Genomic DNA, 16293 nt, shown 5'->3' with positions numbered 1-16293 from the left:
AAGCCCCCGCCGGTTTGCGCTAAATTCCTCTTGGAGGTGGCATTGGTGCGCACGGTACTGATGTTCGGAGCCGCCGCCGCGGCGGCGGTCACGCTGGTCGGCGTCATCGCCCCGGCCGAGGCGCTGACGGAGCCCGTCCCCGGCGACGGGGCCGCTCCGCGGTCGTCGGGCGGTCCCGGCGTGTCCGCGAGCGCCGTCATGGTGACCCCGGCGCCTCCCCGTTCCGACACCTACGCCTACGGCGACGACGATCGTCAGGTGCTCGACGCGTACTGGCGCGCCCCGGCCGCCTCGCGCGAGCGCACGACCTCGCCCAGGCCCGGCGTCCTCCTCCTGCACGGCGGCTCCTGGCGGCGCGGCGACAAGAGCGGCTGGAGGTACACCGCCCGCCGGTTGACCACCCTGGGCTACGTCGTCTTCTCGGCGAACTACCGCCTGGCGCAGACCGCCCGGTGGCCGGCCCAGCGTGAGGACAGCCAGAACGCCCTGGCGTACATCAAGCGCAACGCCCGCCTGTGGAACCTCGACCCGAACCGCATCGTCGTCATGGGCTCCTCCGCAGGCGGTCACCTGGCCACCCAGCTCGGCACGTACGGCACCGGTGCGGCCGAGGTCAGGGGTGTCGTGGCGCTGTCGCCCGTGGTGTCCCCGCAGCGGGCCTACCAGGACGGCGGCGTCTTGGGCGCCGACCGTTCGCGGCGCAGCCTGCGGCAGGCGGTGCAGATGCTCCTCGGCTGCGACCCGGCCACCGACGGCCCCGTCTGCCGGGAGCGGCTGAACGACGCCTCCGCCGCCACCCACGCCGGGCCGGGCGACCCGCCGATGCTGCTGATCCACAGCCGCGGCGAGTTCGTCCCCCCCGCGCACGGCACCGTGCTGGCCGCCGTCCTGGGCGCCGCGGGCGTGCCGGCGACGGTGAACACCGTGCCCGGCAAAGACCATGGTGGCGCGCTGCTGGACGACACGGTCACCTTCGACTCCGTGGTCCGCTGGATGGACGAGGTCGTTCGGGGCTGACGGTCAGCCGTTCCAGACCATCAGGATCAGGATGACCACCCAGATCAGCGCGACCACACCCGACAACGCGGCGATCCGGCCCCGCTCGACCTGGGCGATCTCCGTGTTCCCCGGCTGCTCGGCCCCTTGCGCGGTGGCCTCCGTGCGTTCGGCGGCGGCGACCTCGAGCAGGTGGATCGCGCGGCGCTGATCCCGTTCCACCAGCATCAGCAGCACCAACGCCACCAGGAACAGGGTCATGGACGCCGACAGCCACACCCGGGCGAAGTCGCCGTCGGCCAGGAACATCCCGAACAGGAAGATCCCCAACGCCCCCAGCCCGTAGACCCGGGTGGTGCGGTGCAGATAACGCAGGATCGTCACGTCGCCGCGCCGGATGTAGCGCGGGGTGACCGAGGTCGCGGTGGTCAGCGGGCCCAGGGTGAAGATCGCGAAACCCACGTGCAGGATGAGCAACATCCGGTCGGAGCTCGACATGCCCTCGACCCTAGACCAGGACCCCCGGGGTCCCTCAGCGGCGTCCCCGGCGCATCCGCAGGAAGTCGCTGACCACGTACTCGCCGAGGCGGCCGTCCTCGGGAGCGAACACCCGGCCCCCGTTGCGGCGGGCGACCTCCTCCACGAACGACACCAGCCGCCGGTCGTCGGCCAGCATGAACACGTTCAGGGTGGCGCCCCGCCGGGTCATCTTGTCGATCTCGGCCAGCGTCAGCACCAGCGTGTCGTGCGAGGGCGGGTAGTCGAACAAGGACCGACCGTCGGGCCGCAGATGCGCGGTCGGCTCCCCGTCGGTGACGACCAGCACGATCGGCTCGAAGTCCGGATGCCGGTCCAGATGCCGCCCGGCGATCAGCAGCGCGTGGTGCAGGTTGGTGCCCTGCACCATGTCCCAGTCCAGCCCCGCCATCTCGGTGGGGTGCAGCTCCCGGGCGTAGTTGGAGAACCCGATGATCTGGATGGCGTCCTGCGGATACTTGCCGGTCACCAGGGAGTGCAGGGCCAGCGCGGTCTGCTTGGCGGCGCCCCACGTGCCGCGCAGCACCATCGAGTACGACAGGTCCACCAGCAGGCACACGGCCGCCGCCGTCCGCCGCTCGGTCTCGAGCACCTCGAAGTCTTCGACGGACAGGCGCACCGGAGCGCCGCCGCGACGGATCCCGTTCTGCAGGGTGCGGACGACGTCGAGGGGCTGCTCGTCGCCGAACCGCCACTCGCGGGACGAGCCGGTCAGCTCGCCCGCCTGGCCGGCGTCGCGCCGGTCGTGGTCGCCCCGCCGGCCCCCGTCAAGGTGGGCGAACACCCGACGGAGCGCGGTCTCGCCCAGCCGGCGGACGGCCTTCGGGGTGAGGTGCAGGGTGCCGCCCTTGCGTTGCAGGTAGCCCTGGCGTTCCAGCTCGGCCTCGATCCGGCGCAGCTCGGCCAGGTCGTCGACCGCCCGGCGGCCGAGGGCCCGGCGGACCGCCTCCTCGTCGATGTCGTCGAGGCGGGCGCCGGGGTAGTCCTGGGAGAGCGCCGCCTCCAACTCGGCGAGGTCGGCCAGCTCGGCGAGCGCGGTGGTGGCGTCGCCGACACCGAGGGGGTCGTCGCCGGTCATCCGCTCCGGGACGCCCCAGCCCAGGTCGGGACGGCGGGTGCGCAGCGCGTCGCCGAGGCGGGTCATCTCCATGGCCAGCCCGGCGTTCTCCATCGCCTGCGCCATCAGCCCGGCCAACTCTTCGCGCTGCTCGGGGGACAGCGAGGCCATCAGCCGGTCCATCGCGGCCGCCCGCCGGGCCAGCGCGTCGACCAGCTCCTCCAGGTCGCGGGGCCGGTCGGGGAACAGGTCCCCGTACTCGCGCATGAACGCGTCGAAGTCGTCCTGGGTGTGCTCGCCGCGGGCGTCGGCGTCGAGCATCGCGTTGAGCGCGGCCATCATGTCCTTGACCCGCTCCATCGCCCGCGGATCGGGGTCGGCCAACGCGTCCCTCATGCCCTGGAACTGGGCGTCCAGCACGTCACGCCGCAGCAGGTCCTTGAGCTGCTCGAAGGTGGCGCGGGCGGCGTCCGACCGCCAGCCGTAATCCGAGAGCCGCCGGATGGCCTGGGCGGTGTCGTCGGGCAGCGTGTCCAGCTCCGCCTCGCGCAGCCGCGCCTCATCGGACGGGTCGGGGAACAGCTCGGCGCGCTCCTGCCCGATCGCGGTGTCCAGCAGGGCCCGCGCCTGCTCCAGCGTGCCGTCGAGCCGACCCCGGTCGCGCAGCGCCCGACGCCGTTCGCGGACCTGCCGGAGCAGGTCGTCCAGGCCCCGCCGGCCCTGCGCGTCGCGGTCGCCCGGGAGCCCGCGGCGCAGCAGCTCCCGCAGCGCGTCGCCCGGACCGGTGCCCTCCAGCACCGAGTCGCCCATGGCGTCCAGCGCCGAACGGATGTCGTACGGGGGGGCGAGCGGGTCGGGCCCGTCCTCGTACGCCCCGTACCGGTATCCGCTCATCGCGTGCTCATCGTGGTCACGTCCGGTACGTCCCGGAGTCCTTGGACAGCCTGCGGGTCAGGAACAGGCCCTCCAACGCGAACTCCAGCGCGGCGGCGGCCTGGCCGGGCGACTCACCGGACATCCCCAGCCGCTGGACGAGCTTGGCCAGCCCCGGGACCCGCCCGATGCGGCGGAGCAGCTCGGCGGCCGGGACCAGCTCCCCGGACTCCACGCTCTCGCCCGCGTCGAACTTGTCGAGCAGCCCGCTCAGGTCGGCGGCGCCCAGCGTGCGGCGGTAGGTCTCGGCGGTGGCCCGGCGCAGCAGGTGCTCCAGCACCTCCTGCTCGCGGCCCTCCTCGCTGACCTCGAACTCCACCTTGCCCATCAGCGTCGGCACCACGGCGGGCAGGTCGCAGACCCGCGCCACCGGCTGCTCCTCGCCGGTCAGGGCGGCCCGGCGGACGGCCCCCGCGGCGATCGTCTCCGCGCCCGCGATGGCGAACCGGGCCGACACGCCCGAGCGGGAGTCCACCGCGTTGGAGTCGCGGACCAGCCGGGTGAACCGGGCCATGACCTCCAGCAGGTGGTCGGGCACCTCGGCGCCCAGCTCGGCGACCTCCGCCTCCTGGCGGATCAGCTCCAGCTCGGCGTCCAGCTCCAGCGGATAGTGGGTGCGGATCTCGGCGCCGAACCGGTCCTTGAGGGGCGTGATGATCCGGCCCCGGTTGGTGTAGTCCTCGGGGTTGGCGCTGGCCACCAGCAGCACGTCCAGCGGCAGCCGCAGCGCGTAGCCGCGGATCTGGACGTCCCGCTCCTCCAGCACGTTCAGCAGCGCCACCTGGATCCGCTCCGCCAGGTCGGGCAGCTCGTTGATGGAGAAGATCCCCCGGTTGGTGCGCGGCACCAGGCCGAAGTGGACCGTCTCCGGGTCGCCGAGCGTGCGGCCCTCGGCCACCTTGATCGGGTCGACGTCGCCGATCAGGTCGCCCACGCTGGTGTCGGGGGTGGCCAGCTTCTCGCCGAACCGCTCGTCCCGGTGCCGCCAGGTGACCGGCAGCCCGTCGCCCAGCTCGGCGGCCAGCCGCCGGCAGCGCACGCAGACCGGGCCGTACGGGTGGTCGTTGATCTCGCAGCCGGCGACCACCGGGGTCCAGGTGTCCAGCAGCCCGACCAGCGTGCGGATCAGCCGGGTCTTGCCCTGGCCGCGTTCGCCGAGCAGCACCATGTCGTGACCGGCCAGCAGCGCCCGCTCCAGATGGGGGAGCACGGTGTCGTCGAAGCCCACGATGCCGGGGAAGCGCGGGCCGCCCGATCTCAGCCGTTCCAGCAGGTTGTGCCTGATCTCGGCCTTCACCGACCGCTGGACGTGGCCGTCGGCGCGGAGCCCGCCGACGGTGGTGTCGGCCGGCGCGGATGCATGGTTCGTCAGGGGCACGAGATCGACAGTACGTCGCCGATTCCCGCCTCGCACCCGGTCCCCCGGTGATTCCGGCTTGGGTACCGGGCACTCGCACGGGGAGAATCGAGATATGACCTGGACTCACGGACCGCACGAGGGAGGGGGAGCCGATGGTTCGCTTCGCTGACGGCCTGGCCCTCGGACCCGATCTGACCAGCGCCGCGGAGTCGGCGGTCCAGCAGGCGCTGGGCCCCCTCACCTCGCCCGCCGACCTGCTGTGCGTGTTCGTCGCCTCGGAGGACCCCGACGCCGTCGAGGAGGCCGCCCGCCGGGCGACGCGCGTCGCCGCCTCCGCGGGCGTGGGCATCGTGGTCGGCTGCAACGGCAGCGGCGTCATCGGCGGCAACCGGGGGGTGGAGGAGGCCAGCGCGGTGAGCGCCTGGGCGGGGTCGCTCCCGGAGGCGCGCCTGGAGGCGTTCCGGCTGGAGACCCTCCGCACCGACGACCGGCTGGTCGTCGTCGGGATGCCGGAGGGCCGCGACGACGACGTGGTCGGCATGATGCTGGCCGACCCCTACAGCTTTCCCGTGGACGCGTTCGTCGAGCGTTCCGGGGAGGCGCTGCCCGGGCTGCCGCTGGTCGGGGGGCTCGCCGGCGGGCAGGGCCCGGGGCTGACCCGGCTGTTCCTCGACGACGAGATCTTCACCGACGGCGCGGTCGGCGTCGTGCTCGGGGGCCCCGTCACGGCGGCCACCGTGGTCAGCCAGGGCGCCCGTCCGATCGGCCCCGACATGGTGGTCACCAAGGCCGACGAGAACGTCCTGTACGAGCTGGCTGGGACACCAGCGCTTGAGAAGCTGGAGCAGATCGTGCTGACCCTGCCCGAGGAGGAGCAGGAGATGGCCGCCCACGGGCTGCTCATCGGCGTCGCCATGGACGAGTACGCCGAGGAGCACGAGCACGGCGACTTCCTGGTGCGCGGGGTGGTCGGCGCCGACACCGACACGGGCGCGATCGCCATCGGCGACGTGGTCGAGGTCGGCCGCACCGTCCGCTTCCAGGTCCGTGACGCCGGTGCCGCCGACGAGGACCTGGCCGAGCTGCTCGACCGTTTCGATCTGACGCCGGTGGAGGGCGCGCTGCTCTTCTCCTGCAACGGGCGGGGGCGGGCCATGTTCCCCAACTCCGACCACGACGTGCGGCTGCTGCGCCGCACGTTCGGTCAGGCCGGCGTCGGCGGCTTCTTCGCCGCCGGGGAGATCGGCCCCGTCTCCGGCCGCAACCACGTGCACGGCTTCACCGCCTCCATCCTCGCCTTCGGCCCGGCGGCCCGCGCATGAGCGACGCGAACGAGGGATACGCGCTGGCCGTCGACATCGGCGGCACCAAGCTGGCGGCGGCGCTGGTCGAGCCCGGCGGCCGGATCGCCCACTACGACCGGATGGACACCCCGCCCGACGTCGACGCCGAAGGGCTGTGGCGCAGCCTGGAGGCCCTGCTCGACAAGCTCCAGGCCGAGGGCGGGGGCTCCGGGCCCGTCGGGGTGGGGGTGGGCTGCGGGGGGCCGATGCGCTGGCCGTCCGCCGAGGTCTCGCCGCTGAACATCCCCGTCTGGCGCGACTTCCCCCTGCGCCAACGGCTCCGCGAACGCCACCCCGGCCTGCCCGTGCGGGTCCACAACGACGCGATCTGCGTGGCGGTGGGCGAGCACTGGCGCGGCGCGGGCCGGGGCCGGGCCAACGTGCTCGGGATGGTGGTCTCCACCGGCGTCGGCGGCGGGCTGATCCTGGGCGGCAGGCTGGTCGACGGGGCCAGCGGCAACGCCGGGCACATCGGCCACGTGGTCGTCGAACCGCAGGGCCCGCCGTGCAAGTGCGGCGGGCGCGGCTGCCTGGAGGCCATCGCCCGCGGCCCCGGTCTGGTCGCCTGGGCGCAGGCGCACGGCTGGCGCCCCGACAGCCGGGGTGCCACCGGTGTCGACCTGGCCGAGGACGCCCGCCGGGGCCACCCGATCGCCACCTCCGCGATGAAGCGGGCCGGGCGCGCGCTGGGCGTCGCCATCGCCTCGGCGACCCACCTGTGCGATCTGGAGGTGGTCGCGGTCGGCGGGGGGTTGTCGCAGGCCGGGCCGCTGCTGTTCGACCCGCTGGAGGACGCCTTCCGCGCGCACGCCCGGATGGAGTACGCCCGCGAGGTGCGGGTGGTGCCCGCCGCCCTGGGCCAGACCGCCGGGCTGGTGGGGGCGGCGGCCCTGGTGTTCGCCGGCGACCGGTATTGGAGCGCCGACTGATGGAGCACGTCGGTCTCGACGAGGTCCGCGCCGCCCAGGAGACGTTGCGCGGGGTGACGGTGGCGACGCCGCTGCTGTACTCGCGCGTGCTGTCGGAGATGCTGGGCGGCCCGGTCCTGCTCAAGTGCGAGAACCTGCAGCGCACCGGCTCGTTCAAGATGCGCGGCGCGTACGTGCGGATCGCCCGGCTCGGTGAGGAGGAGCGGGCGCGCGGCGTCGTGGCGGCGAGCGCCGGCAACCACGCGCAGGGCGTCGCGCTGGCGGCGTCGCTGCTGGGCTGCAAGGCCACCGTGTTCATGCCCGAGGGAGCCCCGCTGCCGAAGGTCGCCGCCACCCGCTCGTACGGGGCCGAGGTCGTCTTCCCCGGGCCGAGTGTGGACGAGTGCCTGGAGGCCGCTCGTGCGTACTCCGAGGAGCGCGGCGCGATCCTCATCCACCCGTTCGACCATCCCGACGTCGTGGCCGGTCAGGGCACCATCGCGCTGGAGATCCTCGACCAGCGCCCGGACGTGGGGACGATCGTCACGGCGGTGGGCGGCGGGGGCCTGATCTCCGGCGTGGCGGGCGCGGCCAAGGCCCTCAAGCCCGACGTGAAGGTGATCGGGGCGCAGGCCAAGCGCGCCGCCGCCTTCCCGCCGTCGCTGACCGCCGGCCGCCCCGTACGGGTCGAGGTGCGGCCCACCATGGCCGACGGCATCGCGGTGGGCAGCCCAGGGGAGTTGACGTACGCCCTGGTCAGCGAGTTGGTGGACGCCGTCGTGACCGTCACCGAGGAGTCCCTCTCCCAGGCGCTGCTGCTGTGCCTGGAGCGCGCCAAGCAGGTCGTCGAGCCCGCCGGCGCCGCCGGGGTGGCGGCCCTCCTGGAGCACGCGTACGCGTTCGAGCCCCCGGTCGTGGCGGTGTTGTCGGGCGGCAACATCGACCCGCTGTTGATGTCCAAGGTGCTGCGGCACGGGCTCGCCGGCGCGGGACGCTACCTGGTGGTGCGCTGTCGCCTCAACGACCGTCCGGGCGCCCTGGTGACGCTGCTGAGCGAGCTGGCCGAGCTGGGCGTGAACGTCCTGGACGTCACGCACGAACGGGTCGCGGCGCGGCTGCACGTCGAGGAGGTCGAGGTCCTGCTGCACCTGGAGACCCGAGGGCCGGACCACTGCGACGAGGTCCTCGGCCGCCTCCGCGCCAAGGGCTACACGCTCAAGCAGAGCTGAGCCCGCACACGGAGAGCGGAACCATCACGTCCTCACGGCAACGACACGTCCGAGCGACGACGAGCGACGACGAGCGACGACGAGCGACGACGAGCGACGACGAGCGACGACGAGCGACGACGAGCGACGACGAGCGACGACGAGCGACGACGAGCGACGACGAGCGACGAGCGACGACGAGCGACGACGAGCGACGACGAGCGACGACGAGCGACGACGAGCGACGACGAGCGACGACGAGCGACGACGAGCGACGACGAGCGACGACGAGCGACGACGAGCGACGACGAGCGACGACGAGCGACGACGAGCGACGACGAGCGACAACGAGCGACAACGAACGGCGACCAGCCGGGGGTTTTGCCCGGTCCTTCAGGCGGACGCTCCGGAGCGCCAGCGGAGGAGCGTCCGCCTGAAGATCTCCAAGACCGGGCGCGGGGGGTGTGGGGGGTCGCCCCCCCACCCTTAGGCCGGCTTAGAAGGCGTGTGGAGCCACTTCTTGAAGAGGGTGTCGAGCTTGTCGTCGTCGCCGAACCGCTTGCTGTGCCGGACGAAGTCCCGGGTGGTCACGTTGCCGTCCCGGTTCTGCGCGTACCAGCTCCGGAGGAGTTGGAAGAACTTCTTGTCGCCGATCGTCTTGCGGAGCACGTGCAGCGTCATCGCCCCGCGGTCGTACACGGCGTGGGCGTAGATGCCGTCGCGGCCCGGGTCGGAGACCTTGACGGTCCACAGGTCTTCGGTGGCCGGGGTGGCGTACACCTCGTCGAAGGTCTTCTGCGCGCTGTCACCACCGTGCTGCTCGCTGTGCAGCCACTCGGTGTACGTGGCGAAGCCCTCGTTCAGCCAGATGTCCTTCCAGTACCTCGGCGTGACGCTGTTGCCGAACCACTGGTGGCCGATCTCGTGGGCGACGAGGCCGGAGCTCGGGTTCACGCCGGGGCGGCCCTTGCGGTCGTAAACCGGGCGTCCCTGGGTCTCCAGCGCGTAGCCCACGCCGAGGGCGTCGACGATGCCGCCGGTGGAGCCGAACGGGTACCGGCCGAAGACCTTCGAGCCCCAGTCGGTGACGTCGGCGGTCAGCTTGTGGAACGCCGCGCCCTGGCCGGGGGCGGTGTCGAGGGTGGGGTCGATCGCGGTGATGTTGGGCACGCCCTTGGGCGTCTTGCCGCGCTTCACGTTGTACTTGCCGATCGCGACCATGGCGAGTTCGCTGGCCATCGGCCGCGGCATCTTCCACCACCACGTCGACCAGGCCCCGGCGGTCCGCTTCCCGGCGAAGTCGCCGTTGGACAGCGCCGTCAGGGCCTTCGGCACGGTCAGCGCGATGTTGTAGGTCGCCTTGTCGGCCGGGGTGTCGTTGACCGGCATCCAGGTGGCGGTGCCGAACGGTTGGTTCAGCGCCACCGCGCCGTCGTCGGTCGGAATCCAGCCCGACACGCCCAGCGCCGCGTCCTCGACCTTCTTGGGGAGGCCCGAGTACGTCACCGTGACGGAGAACGCCTTGCCGCGGGGCAGACCCTTGCGAGGCGTGATCACCAGCTCCTGGGCGCCGGTGCGCCGGAAGCCGGCCTTGGCGCCGTTGACGGTGATCGAGTGGACCTTCAGGGGGCCCAGCAGGTCCAGGTTGAACCGCGAGAGGTTCTTGGTCGCCCGGGCCTTGACCCGGGTGACGGCCCGGATGCCCTTGGCGTTCCCGAGGTAGCGCAGCGCCACGTCGTAGTGGGCCACGTCGTAGCCGCCGTTGCCCATGTCGGGGAAGTACGGGTCACCGGCCCCCGGGGCTCCCGGTGTGAACTTGGGGGCCGCGTGCGCGGGGGGCGCGGAGACGACCAGACCGGCCGCGGCGGTCAGCGCCATTGCGGCAAGGGCACGGGGGGTTCTGCTCATACGAGTGTCCTTGGAGGTTGGACGGCACAATGATCCCCAAGCTTGCAGCAGCCGTCCGGGGGCACAAGCGCGATTCGATCTCGATTGGGCAAGGAGACCGCAGGTTCTGCGGCCCCGGGCTCACCAGGCCTTCGGCTTTCCCTTCGTGTGCAGCCACACCTGGAAGAGGCGCTGGAGCGGCTTGCCGGACTCCCGTTCGGCCAGCGCGATGAAGTCGGCGGTCTCCGCGTTGCCGTGCCGGTGGGTCGCGCTCCAGGCCCGCAGGATGCGGAAGAACGCCTCGTCCCCGACCCGCCTGCGCAGCGCGTGAACGGTCATCGCGCCGCGGACGTACACCGAGTAGCCGAACAGGTTGGCGCGCCCCGGCCTCCCCGGGGGCGGGCTGAAGATGGCCGAGGTCGCCGGCTGACGGTAGTAGCGGCCGAAGATCTTGTGGGCGGTGTTGCCCTTGCCGCGACGCTCGTGCCAGAGCCACTCCGCGTACGTGGCCAGCCCCTCGTTCAGCCAGATGTCGGGCCAGCTCTTGAGGCTGACGCTGTTGCCGAACCACTGGTGGGCCAGCTCGTGGACGACGAACTGCGGCTCGGGGACGAACCCCCCGTACACCGGGCGCTCCTGGGTCTCCAGCGCGTACTCAAGGCGCGGGTCGTCGATGATGCCGCCGCTCGTGGTGAACGGGTACGGCCCGAAGACCTTGGGCATCCACCGGAGGGCCCGCACGGTGTCGCGGTGCAGTTTGGCGGCGGCCTTTCGGAACCTGGGGTCCACGGCGGTGATGACGGGGATCCCGCCCGCCTGACCGCGCATGACGTGGAACCTGCCGATGGCGATCATCGCCAGGTAGCTCGCCATGGGCGACCGCTCCGCCCACGTGTACGTGCTGACGTCGCCCTTGTGGACCGGCGGCGACGGCGAGCCGTTGGCCAGGGCCTGCAGGCCCTTGGGCACGGTCAGCCGGAACGTGTAGGTGGCCTTGTCGAGGGGGTGGTCGTTGACCGGGATCCAGGTGGGGGTCCCGTCCGGCTCGGAGAGCGTCACCGCGCCGTCGCGGGTCGGGATCCAGCCGTAGGTGCCGAGGGCGCTGTTGTTGAGCGGCCCCGGCTTGCCCGCGTAGTGGACGACGGCGGTGAACTCGGCGCCGCGCGGCAACGGCTGCGTCGGGACGACCGTGAGCTCCTGCCCCTTGCGGGCGAACGTGGCGCGCCGGCCGTCCACCGCGACGCTCCGTACCCGGGGCCCGCGATAGTCGAGCGAGAACCCGGTGAGGTCCTGGGTGGCCCTGGCCTTCATGGTGGTGGCGGCGCTGACGGTGCCGTCGGCGCGGTAGGCGAGGGCGACGTCGTAGTCGAGCGCGTCGTAGCCGCCGTTGCCCGCGGCGGGGAAGTAGCGGTCGCCGATCCCGGGGGTGCCCGGAGCGCCCCGTAGGGCCAGCGGCTTGCTGGGCCTGGGGGGAGGGTTGTGCGCCTCCTCCGCCACGGCGCAGGCCGCGCCCGCGATCCTGGCCTGGGACGAGCAGGGCTCGGTGGCGGCGTCGCCGTGGCCCGCCGACAGGGCGAGCGCGGTGACGGTCGCCACGGTGGCCGCCGTGGCCGAGTAGGCGATGGTGCGCACCAGGGGCGTCCCGCCGGGACGGGCGTGAGCATTCACGCAGCTCAGCGTGCTCGTACCGGGCCCGCGGCGTCGCGGAACCGGCGCGGGCTTGAGGGAGCCGTTGCCGACCGTTCACCTCGCCGAGACATCCGGCCCGGGCGTGTTCTACAGGGCGGGACGACCCCGCGAGTACAGCCACGCCTGGAAGAAGTCATCGAGCTGCTGCCCGGAGACCTCCTCGACGATCGCGATGAACTGCTGCGTGGTCGCGTTGGAGTGCCGGTACGTCTGCGTCCACTTCTTGAGGATCTCGAAGAACTTCGCGTCCCCGACCTTCTTGCGCAGCGCGTGCAGCGTCATCGCGCCCCGGTTGTAGACGGCGTCGGAGCTGAACATGTTGGTCCGGCCGGGGCTTCCGGTGGGGATGTCCCACAGCGCGCCGTTCCCCTCTTGGGCGTACAGCTCGTCGAACGCCTGCTGGGGGGTGACGCCGGTGGCCCGCTCGGACCAGATCCACTCCGCGTAGGTGGCGAAGCCCTCGTTGAGCCAGATGTCCTTCCACTGGGTGACGCTGACGCTGTCGCCGAACCACATGTGCGCCAACTCGTGCGCCACGATGCCCTCGTCGGCGCCGAACGAGCCGTACACCGGGCGGGTCTGGGTCTCCAACGCGAACCCCACGTTCGCGTTGTCGACCAGCCCGCCGCTGGAGGAGAACGGGTAGGGGCCGAACAGCTTCACGAACTCGTCGGTGATCTGCATGTTCTTGGCGTGGAAGGCGTTGATGTCGGTGTTGTCGACCGTCGGGTCCACGGCGGTGATGACCTTGACGCCGCCGGGGGACGTGCCGTCGCGCACGTCGAACCGTCCGACGTTGACCGTGGCCAGGTAGGGCGCCATCGGCTCCTTGACCCGCCAGGTGATCGGCGCGGCGGCGCGGCGCGCGACCCCGATGACCCCGCCGCCGGAGGGGGCTCCCGTACCGCCCGGACCCGGCACCGTCGGGCTCTGGCCGCCGGAGCCGCCGGGCAGCTCGCCGACCGGCTCCCCGTTGGCGATGGCCGTCAGCCCCGGCGGGACGGTCACCTGGAACTCGAAGGTGGCCTTGTCGCTCGGGTGGTCGTTGCTCGGGTACCACGTGTGCGCGCCGCTGGGCTGGCAGGCGACGAACACCCCGTCGGTGGTCCGCACCCAGCCGTACGTGCCGAGCGGGGGCTTGGCGACCGGCCGAGGAGTCCCCGAGTAGCGCACGGCGACGGTGAAGGCGGCGTCCTTGGCCAGCGGCTTCGCCGGGGCCACGATCAGCTCGCTCGCCTGCCGCTCGTGCCGGGCGACGGCCCCGTCGACCTTCACCTCGGCCACGGTCAGCCCGCTGAGGTCGAGGTTGAACCGGGTCAGCGGCTTGGTGGCCTTGGCGGTGATCTCGGCGACGCCGGTCAGCTCCGTGGCCTGCCCCGGGCGGATGTCGAGGTTCAGCTTGTAGTGCTGGACGTCGTAGCCGGTGTTGCCGTCGCCGGGCACGTAGGTGTCGCCGGCGCTGTCCGGCGCGCCGGGAACCGCCCCCAGACCCGGCTCCGACGATGCGCCGGGCGTGGGGCCGCCGTCGTCCCGGATCGGGATCTGGCACGCCGTCAGGGAGCCCGCCAACGCCAAGACCAGGGCGCCGTTCACGGCTGCCCGGGGGGGTTTCGTCAGGGCAATGCGGGATTTTCCGGCCGTCGTCACGTGAACAGCCTAGACGGCCGTGCACAAAGGTCGGATCAGTAACGGTCGTCCTACCAGGTCAACGCCCCGTATATGGGTCCGGCGCGCCGGGGACGACCTTGCGCACGACGGTCTGGGCCACCTTGTCGTGCAACGCCTGACGACGCGGATCCCACAGAATCCACAGGACGTCGATGAAGCCGATGCACCCGCAGATGCCGCCCAGCACGGTGTAGAACGCCGCACGTCCGGCCGCCTGCCCCTGAGAGACGGCTCCTCCGTCGGCGGCGCGGACGACCTGGATGCCCAGCGCCTTCTTGCCCAGCGTCTGACCCCATTTGTAGGTCAGCAGCCAGAAGTAGAGGAATCCTAAAGCGGCACCGAGGAGGTTGGCCGTCCACTGGCCGGTGGGAACGACGAACTCGTCGCCCTCCGAGGTCTCGAACATCTCCCCGTAGTCGACGAACGGGAAGGTCAGCAGACCGATCACGACGGTGAGCAGGATGCCGTCGAGGATGGCCGCGCCGAGACGGGCCCACCGGCTCGCCAGCCCGGCGGCCGGATCCTGATACTCGCCGCCCGGGCCGCCCGGTCCGCCGTAGGACGGCAGGCCCCCGCCCTGGGGCGGCTGTCCGCCGTAACCGCCCTGGTAAGGCGGCGGCTCCTGCCCCGGGTACGGCTGGGAGGGGCCCGGCCACGGGGGCGGCTGCTGTCCGGGAGGCTGTCCCTGCGGCGGCTGTCCCTGCGGCGGTTGGCCGTGGGGCGGCTGCCAGGGTTCCTCCCCGGGCGGCGGGTTCGGTGGCGGTTGCGTCATACCCGACCACCTCGGCAGCGGGCATGCCGGACAAACGTCGCCGCGCCGCGGGACGACCCGATCTTTAGCGGATCTTGGCCGACGCCGGGTCCCGGCCGGTCACAGGTTCCCGCGCCGCTCCTGCTCGCGTTCGATGGCCTCGAACAGGGCCTTGAAGTTCCCCTTGCCGAACCCCAGCGAGCCGTGCCGTTCGATCAGCTCGAAGAACACGGTGGGGCGGTCCTGCACCGGCTTGGTGAAGATCTGGAGCAGATAGCCGTCCTCGTCGCGGTCGACCAGGATCCGCCGCGCCCGCAGCTCCTCCACCGGGACGCGGACCTCGCCGATCCGCGCCCGCAGCTCGGGGTCCTCGTAGTACGAGTCGGGCGTCTCCAGGAACTCCACCCCGGCCGCCCGCATCCCGTCCACGGCGGCCAGGATGTCGTTCGTCGCGAGCGCGATGTGTTGCACACCCGGCCCGCCGTAGAACTCCAGGTACTCGTCGATCTGCGACTTGCGCCGGCCCTCGGCGGGCTCGTTCAGCGGGAACTTGACCTTGCGCGTGCCGTCGGCCACCACCTTGGACATCAGCGCCGAGTACTCCGTGGCGATGTCGTCGCCGATGAACTCGGCCATGTCGGTGAAGCCCATGACGCGGTGGTAGAAGTCCACCCACTCGTTCATCCGCTCCACGTTGCCGACGCAGTGGTCGATCGCCTGGAAGAACCGCCTCGCCGGAGGCTCCACGATGGGCTGGGCCGCCACGAACCCGGGCAGATAGGGGCCCGAGTACCGGGACCGGTCCACCAGCGTGTGCCGGGTCTCCCCATAGGTGGCGATGGCGGCCAGGCGCACCTCGCCGTGCTCGTCCTCCAGCGTGTACGGCTTCTCGACGCCCTCGGCCCCGTGCTCGACCGCGTGCTCGTAGGCGGCGTCGACGTCCGGGACCTCGATGGCCAGGTCGACCACGCCGTCACCGTGCTCGGCCACGTGGCGTCCCAGGTCGGTGCCGGCCCGCACCGGCCCGCGCAGGACGAACCGGGCGCCGCCCGACTCCAGCACGTGGGCGGTCTCCTCGGGACTCCCCGTCTCCGGCCCGCGGTAGGCCACCCGGCGCATGCCGAACGCGGTGGCGTAGAAGTGCGCCGCCTGCTTGGCGTTGCCCACGGCGAAGACGACGGCGTCCATGCCCTTGACGGGAAAGGTGTCCTTCATGGAGTCAATGTCCGCCGAGCCTCACAAGCTGTGCAAGAGTGACTTGAAGGGCTGGACAATCTGTAGAGCATTGAGCCCTTATGGGCGGACGATCTGTGCAGTCTGCACATCACCGGGGGAGGCTCGGGTGGGCATCGACGAACTGGACGGGCGGGTGATCGAGCTGTTCACCGCCGAGCCCCGCATCGGGGTGCTGGAGGCCTCCCGCCGGCTGGGCGTGGCCCGCGGCACCGTCCAGGCGCGGCTCGACCGGCTGGCGCGCGACGGGGTCATCCGCGGGTACGGGCCCGAGATCGACCCGGCGGCGCTGGGCTACGCGGTCACCGCGTTCGTCACCCTGCAGATCCGGCAGCCCGGCGGGCACGACCCGGTCGCCGCGGGCCTCGCCGGCATCCCCGAGGTGATCGAGGCCCACACCATCACGGGTGGCGGCGACATGCTGTGCCGCATCGTGGCGCGCGGCAACGCCGACCTTCAGCGGGTGATCGACCTGGTGGTGGCGGTGTCCGGCGTGGAACGGGCCTCGTCGGTGATCTCACTGGCCACCCAGATCCCGTCCCGGACCCTCCCCCTCGTCCGCGCGGCGGCCCGCAGAACGCGGAACGGCCCGCCGGAGGTGTGACGCCGGTGGGCCGTCACGGCTCGGGAGGGCCGTCCTGCGTTCTCGTCGGTCGCGTGTCGGGGGTGGCGCCCCTCGGCCGCCCGCGTAGGGGGTGGCGTCCGAGGTGTGCTCTCGACGCT

Annotated in this window: 14 protein-coding genes; 5 read left to right on the top strand and 9 right to left on the bottom strand. The window is 72.3% G+C overall.

Annotation, left to right across the window (positions count from 1 at the left end; translation table 11 throughout):
• The first annotated feature begins 45 nt into the window (after window positions 1-45).
• Window positions 46-1017: an alpha/beta hydrolase gene (locus DFJ69_RS07490; RefSeq protein WP_245974126.1), complete on the top strand. Its 972-nt coding sequence runs from the start codon at window positions 46-48 to the stop codon at window positions 1015-1017.
• Window positions 1018-1020: 3 nt separating this feature from the next.
• Here DFJ69_RS07490 and DFJ69_RS07485 read toward each other — a convergent pair whose 3' ends face one another.
• The 3 genes from DFJ69_RS07485 to DFJ69_RS07475 are packed head-to-tail and all read right to left on the bottom strand — an operon-like array spanning window position 1021 to window position 4895.
• Window positions 1021-1494: a hypothetical protein gene (locus DFJ69_RS07485; RefSeq protein WP_116021801.1), complete on the bottom strand. Its 474-nt coding sequence runs from the start codon at window positions 1492-1494 to the stop codon at window positions 1021-1023.
• 34 nt (window positions 1495-1528) lie between these two features.
• On the bottom strand, window positions 1529-3484 hold the full coding sequence (locus DFJ69_RS07480; RefSeq protein ID WP_116021800.1) for a vWA domain-containing protein: 1956 nt from the start codon (window positions 3482-3484) through the stop codon (window positions 1529-1531).
• Window positions 3485-3500: 16 nt separating this feature from the next.
• Window positions 3501-4895 carry a sigma 54-interacting transcriptional regulator gene (locus tag DFJ69_RS07475; protein WP_116026468.1) on the bottom strand — a complete coding sequence of 465 codons (1395 nt, stop codon included), beginning with the start codon at window positions 4893-4895 and terminating at the stop codon, window positions 3501-3503.
• A 140-nt stretch (window positions 4896-5035) separates the two neighbouring features.
• Between DFJ69_RS07475 and DFJ69_RS07470 the strand changes: the two genes are divergently transcribed.
• Genes DFJ69_RS07470 through ilvA form a run of 3 tightly spaced genes read left to right on the top strand, consistent with a single transcriptional unit; the run spans window position 5036 to window position 8363 of the window.
• Window positions 5036-6205: an FIST signal transduction protein gene (locus DFJ69_RS07470; protein ID WP_116021799.1), complete on the top strand. Its 1170-nt coding sequence runs from the start codon at window positions 5036-5038 to the stop codon at window positions 6203-6205.
• On the top strand, window positions 6202-7155 hold the full coding sequence (locus DFJ69_RS07465) for an ROK family protein (RefSeq protein ID WP_116021798.1): 954 nt from the start codon (window positions 6202-6204) through the stop codon (window positions 7153-7155). The genes DFJ69_RS07470 and DFJ69_RS07465 overlap by 4 nt, the downstream gene beginning before the upstream one ends.
• Entirely contained in the window at window positions 7155-8363 is a 1209-nt protein-coding gene (ilvA, locus tag DFJ69_RS07460) for a threonine ammonia-lyase (RefSeq protein ID WP_116026467.1), read from the top strand. The genes DFJ69_RS07465 and ilvA overlap by 1 nt, the downstream gene beginning before the upstream one ends.
• A 24-nt stretch (window positions 8364-8387) precedes the next feature.
• On the opposite strand, the gene DFJ69_RS34145 is transcribed toward ilvA, so the two are convergent.
• The 6 genes from DFJ69_RS34145 to hppD all read right to left on the bottom strand — a co-directional run bounded on the left by DFJ69_RS34145 (window position 8388) and on the right by hppD (window position 15552).
• Entirely contained in the window at window positions 8388-8690 is a 303-nt protein-coding gene (locus tag DFJ69_RS34145) for a hypothetical protein (protein WP_170177564.1), read from the bottom strand.
• Window positions 8691-8828: 138 nt separating this feature from the next.
• The gene (locus DFJ69_RS07450) at window positions 8829-10250 is read right to left on the bottom strand and encodes a M1 family metallopeptidase (RefSeq protein ID WP_116021797.1); all 1422 of its coding nucleotides are present in this window, start codon (window positions 10248-10250) and stop codon (window positions 8829-8831) included.
• A 120-nt stretch (window positions 10251-10370) separates the two neighbouring features.
• Window positions 10371-11897: a M1 family metallopeptidase gene (locus DFJ69_RS07445; protein ID WP_245974124.1), complete on the bottom strand. Its 1527-nt coding sequence runs from the start codon at window positions 11895-11897 to the stop codon at window positions 10371-10373.
• Window positions 11898-12005: 108 nt separating this feature from the next.
• Complete coding sequence (locus DFJ69_RS07440) at window positions 12006-13511, bottom strand: M1 family metallopeptidase (RefSeq protein ID WP_245974122.1); 1506 nt, start codon at window positions 13509-13511, stop codon at window positions 12006-12008.
• Between the two features lie 112 nt (window positions 13512-13623).
• Complete coding sequence (locus tag DFJ69_RS07435) at window positions 13624-14358, bottom strand: RDD family protein (protein WP_116021795.1); 735 nt, start codon at window positions 14356-14358, stop codon at window positions 13624-13626.
• Window positions 14359-14457: 99 nt separating this feature from the next.
• Window positions 14458-15552, bottom strand: a complete 1095-nt coding sequence (gene hppD, locus DFJ69_RS07430) for a 4-hydroxyphenylpyruvate dioxygenase (protein ID WP_116021794.1) — start codon at window positions 15550-15552, stop codon at window positions 14458-14460.
• 127 nt (window positions 15553-15679) lie between these two features.
• Here hppD and DFJ69_RS07425 point away from each other — a divergent pair, with 127 nt between their 5' ends.
• Window positions 15680-16174: an Lrp/AsnC family transcriptional regulator gene (locus tag DFJ69_RS07425; protein WP_245974120.1), complete on the top strand. Its 495-nt coding sequence runs from the start codon at window positions 15680-15682 to the stop codon at window positions 16172-16174.
• The last annotated feature ends 119 nt before the right edge of the window (window positions 16175-16293 follow it).

The organism is Thermomonospora umbrina, assembly GCF_003386555.1.
Taxonomy (GTDB): domain Bacteria; phylum Actinomycetota; class Actinomycetes; order Streptosporangiales; family Streptosporangiaceae; genus Thermomonospora; species Thermomonospora umbrina.
This window is presented reverse-complemented; position numbering and strand designations above follow the sequence as displayed.

Coding starts and splice junctions, on each gene's coding strand:
- DFJ69_RS07485 (WP_116021801.1), bottom strand. CDS start 1,494: ATGTCGAGCTCCGACCGGATGTTGCTCATCCTGCACGTGGGTTTCGCG.
- DFJ69_RS07480 (WP_116021800.1), bottom strand. CDS start 3,484: ATGAGCGGATACCGGTACGGGGCGTACGAGGACGGGCCCGACCCGCTC.
- DFJ69_RS07470 (WP_116021799.1), top strand. CDS start 5,036: ATGGTTCGCTTCGCTGACGGCCTGGCCCTCGGACCCGATCTGACCAGC.
- DFJ69_RS07465 (WP_116021798.1), top strand. CDS start 6,202: ATGAGCGACGCGAACGAGGGATACGCGCTGGCCGTCGACATCGGCGGC.
- ilvA (WP_116026467.1), top strand. CDS start 7,155: ATGGAGCACGTCGGTCTCGACGAGGTCCGCGCCGCCCAGGAGACGTTG.
- DFJ69_RS07450 (WP_116021797.1), bottom strand. CDS start 10,250: ATGAGCAGAACCCCCCGTGCCCTTGCCGCAATGGCGCTGACCGCCGCG.
- DFJ69_RS07435 (WP_116021795.1), bottom strand. CDS start 14,358: ATGACGCAACCGCCACCGAACCCGCCGCCCGGGGAGGAACCCTGGCAG.
- hppD (WP_116021794.1), bottom strand. CDS start 15,552: ATGAAGGACACCTTTCCCGTCAAGGGCATGGACGCCGTCGTCTTCGCC.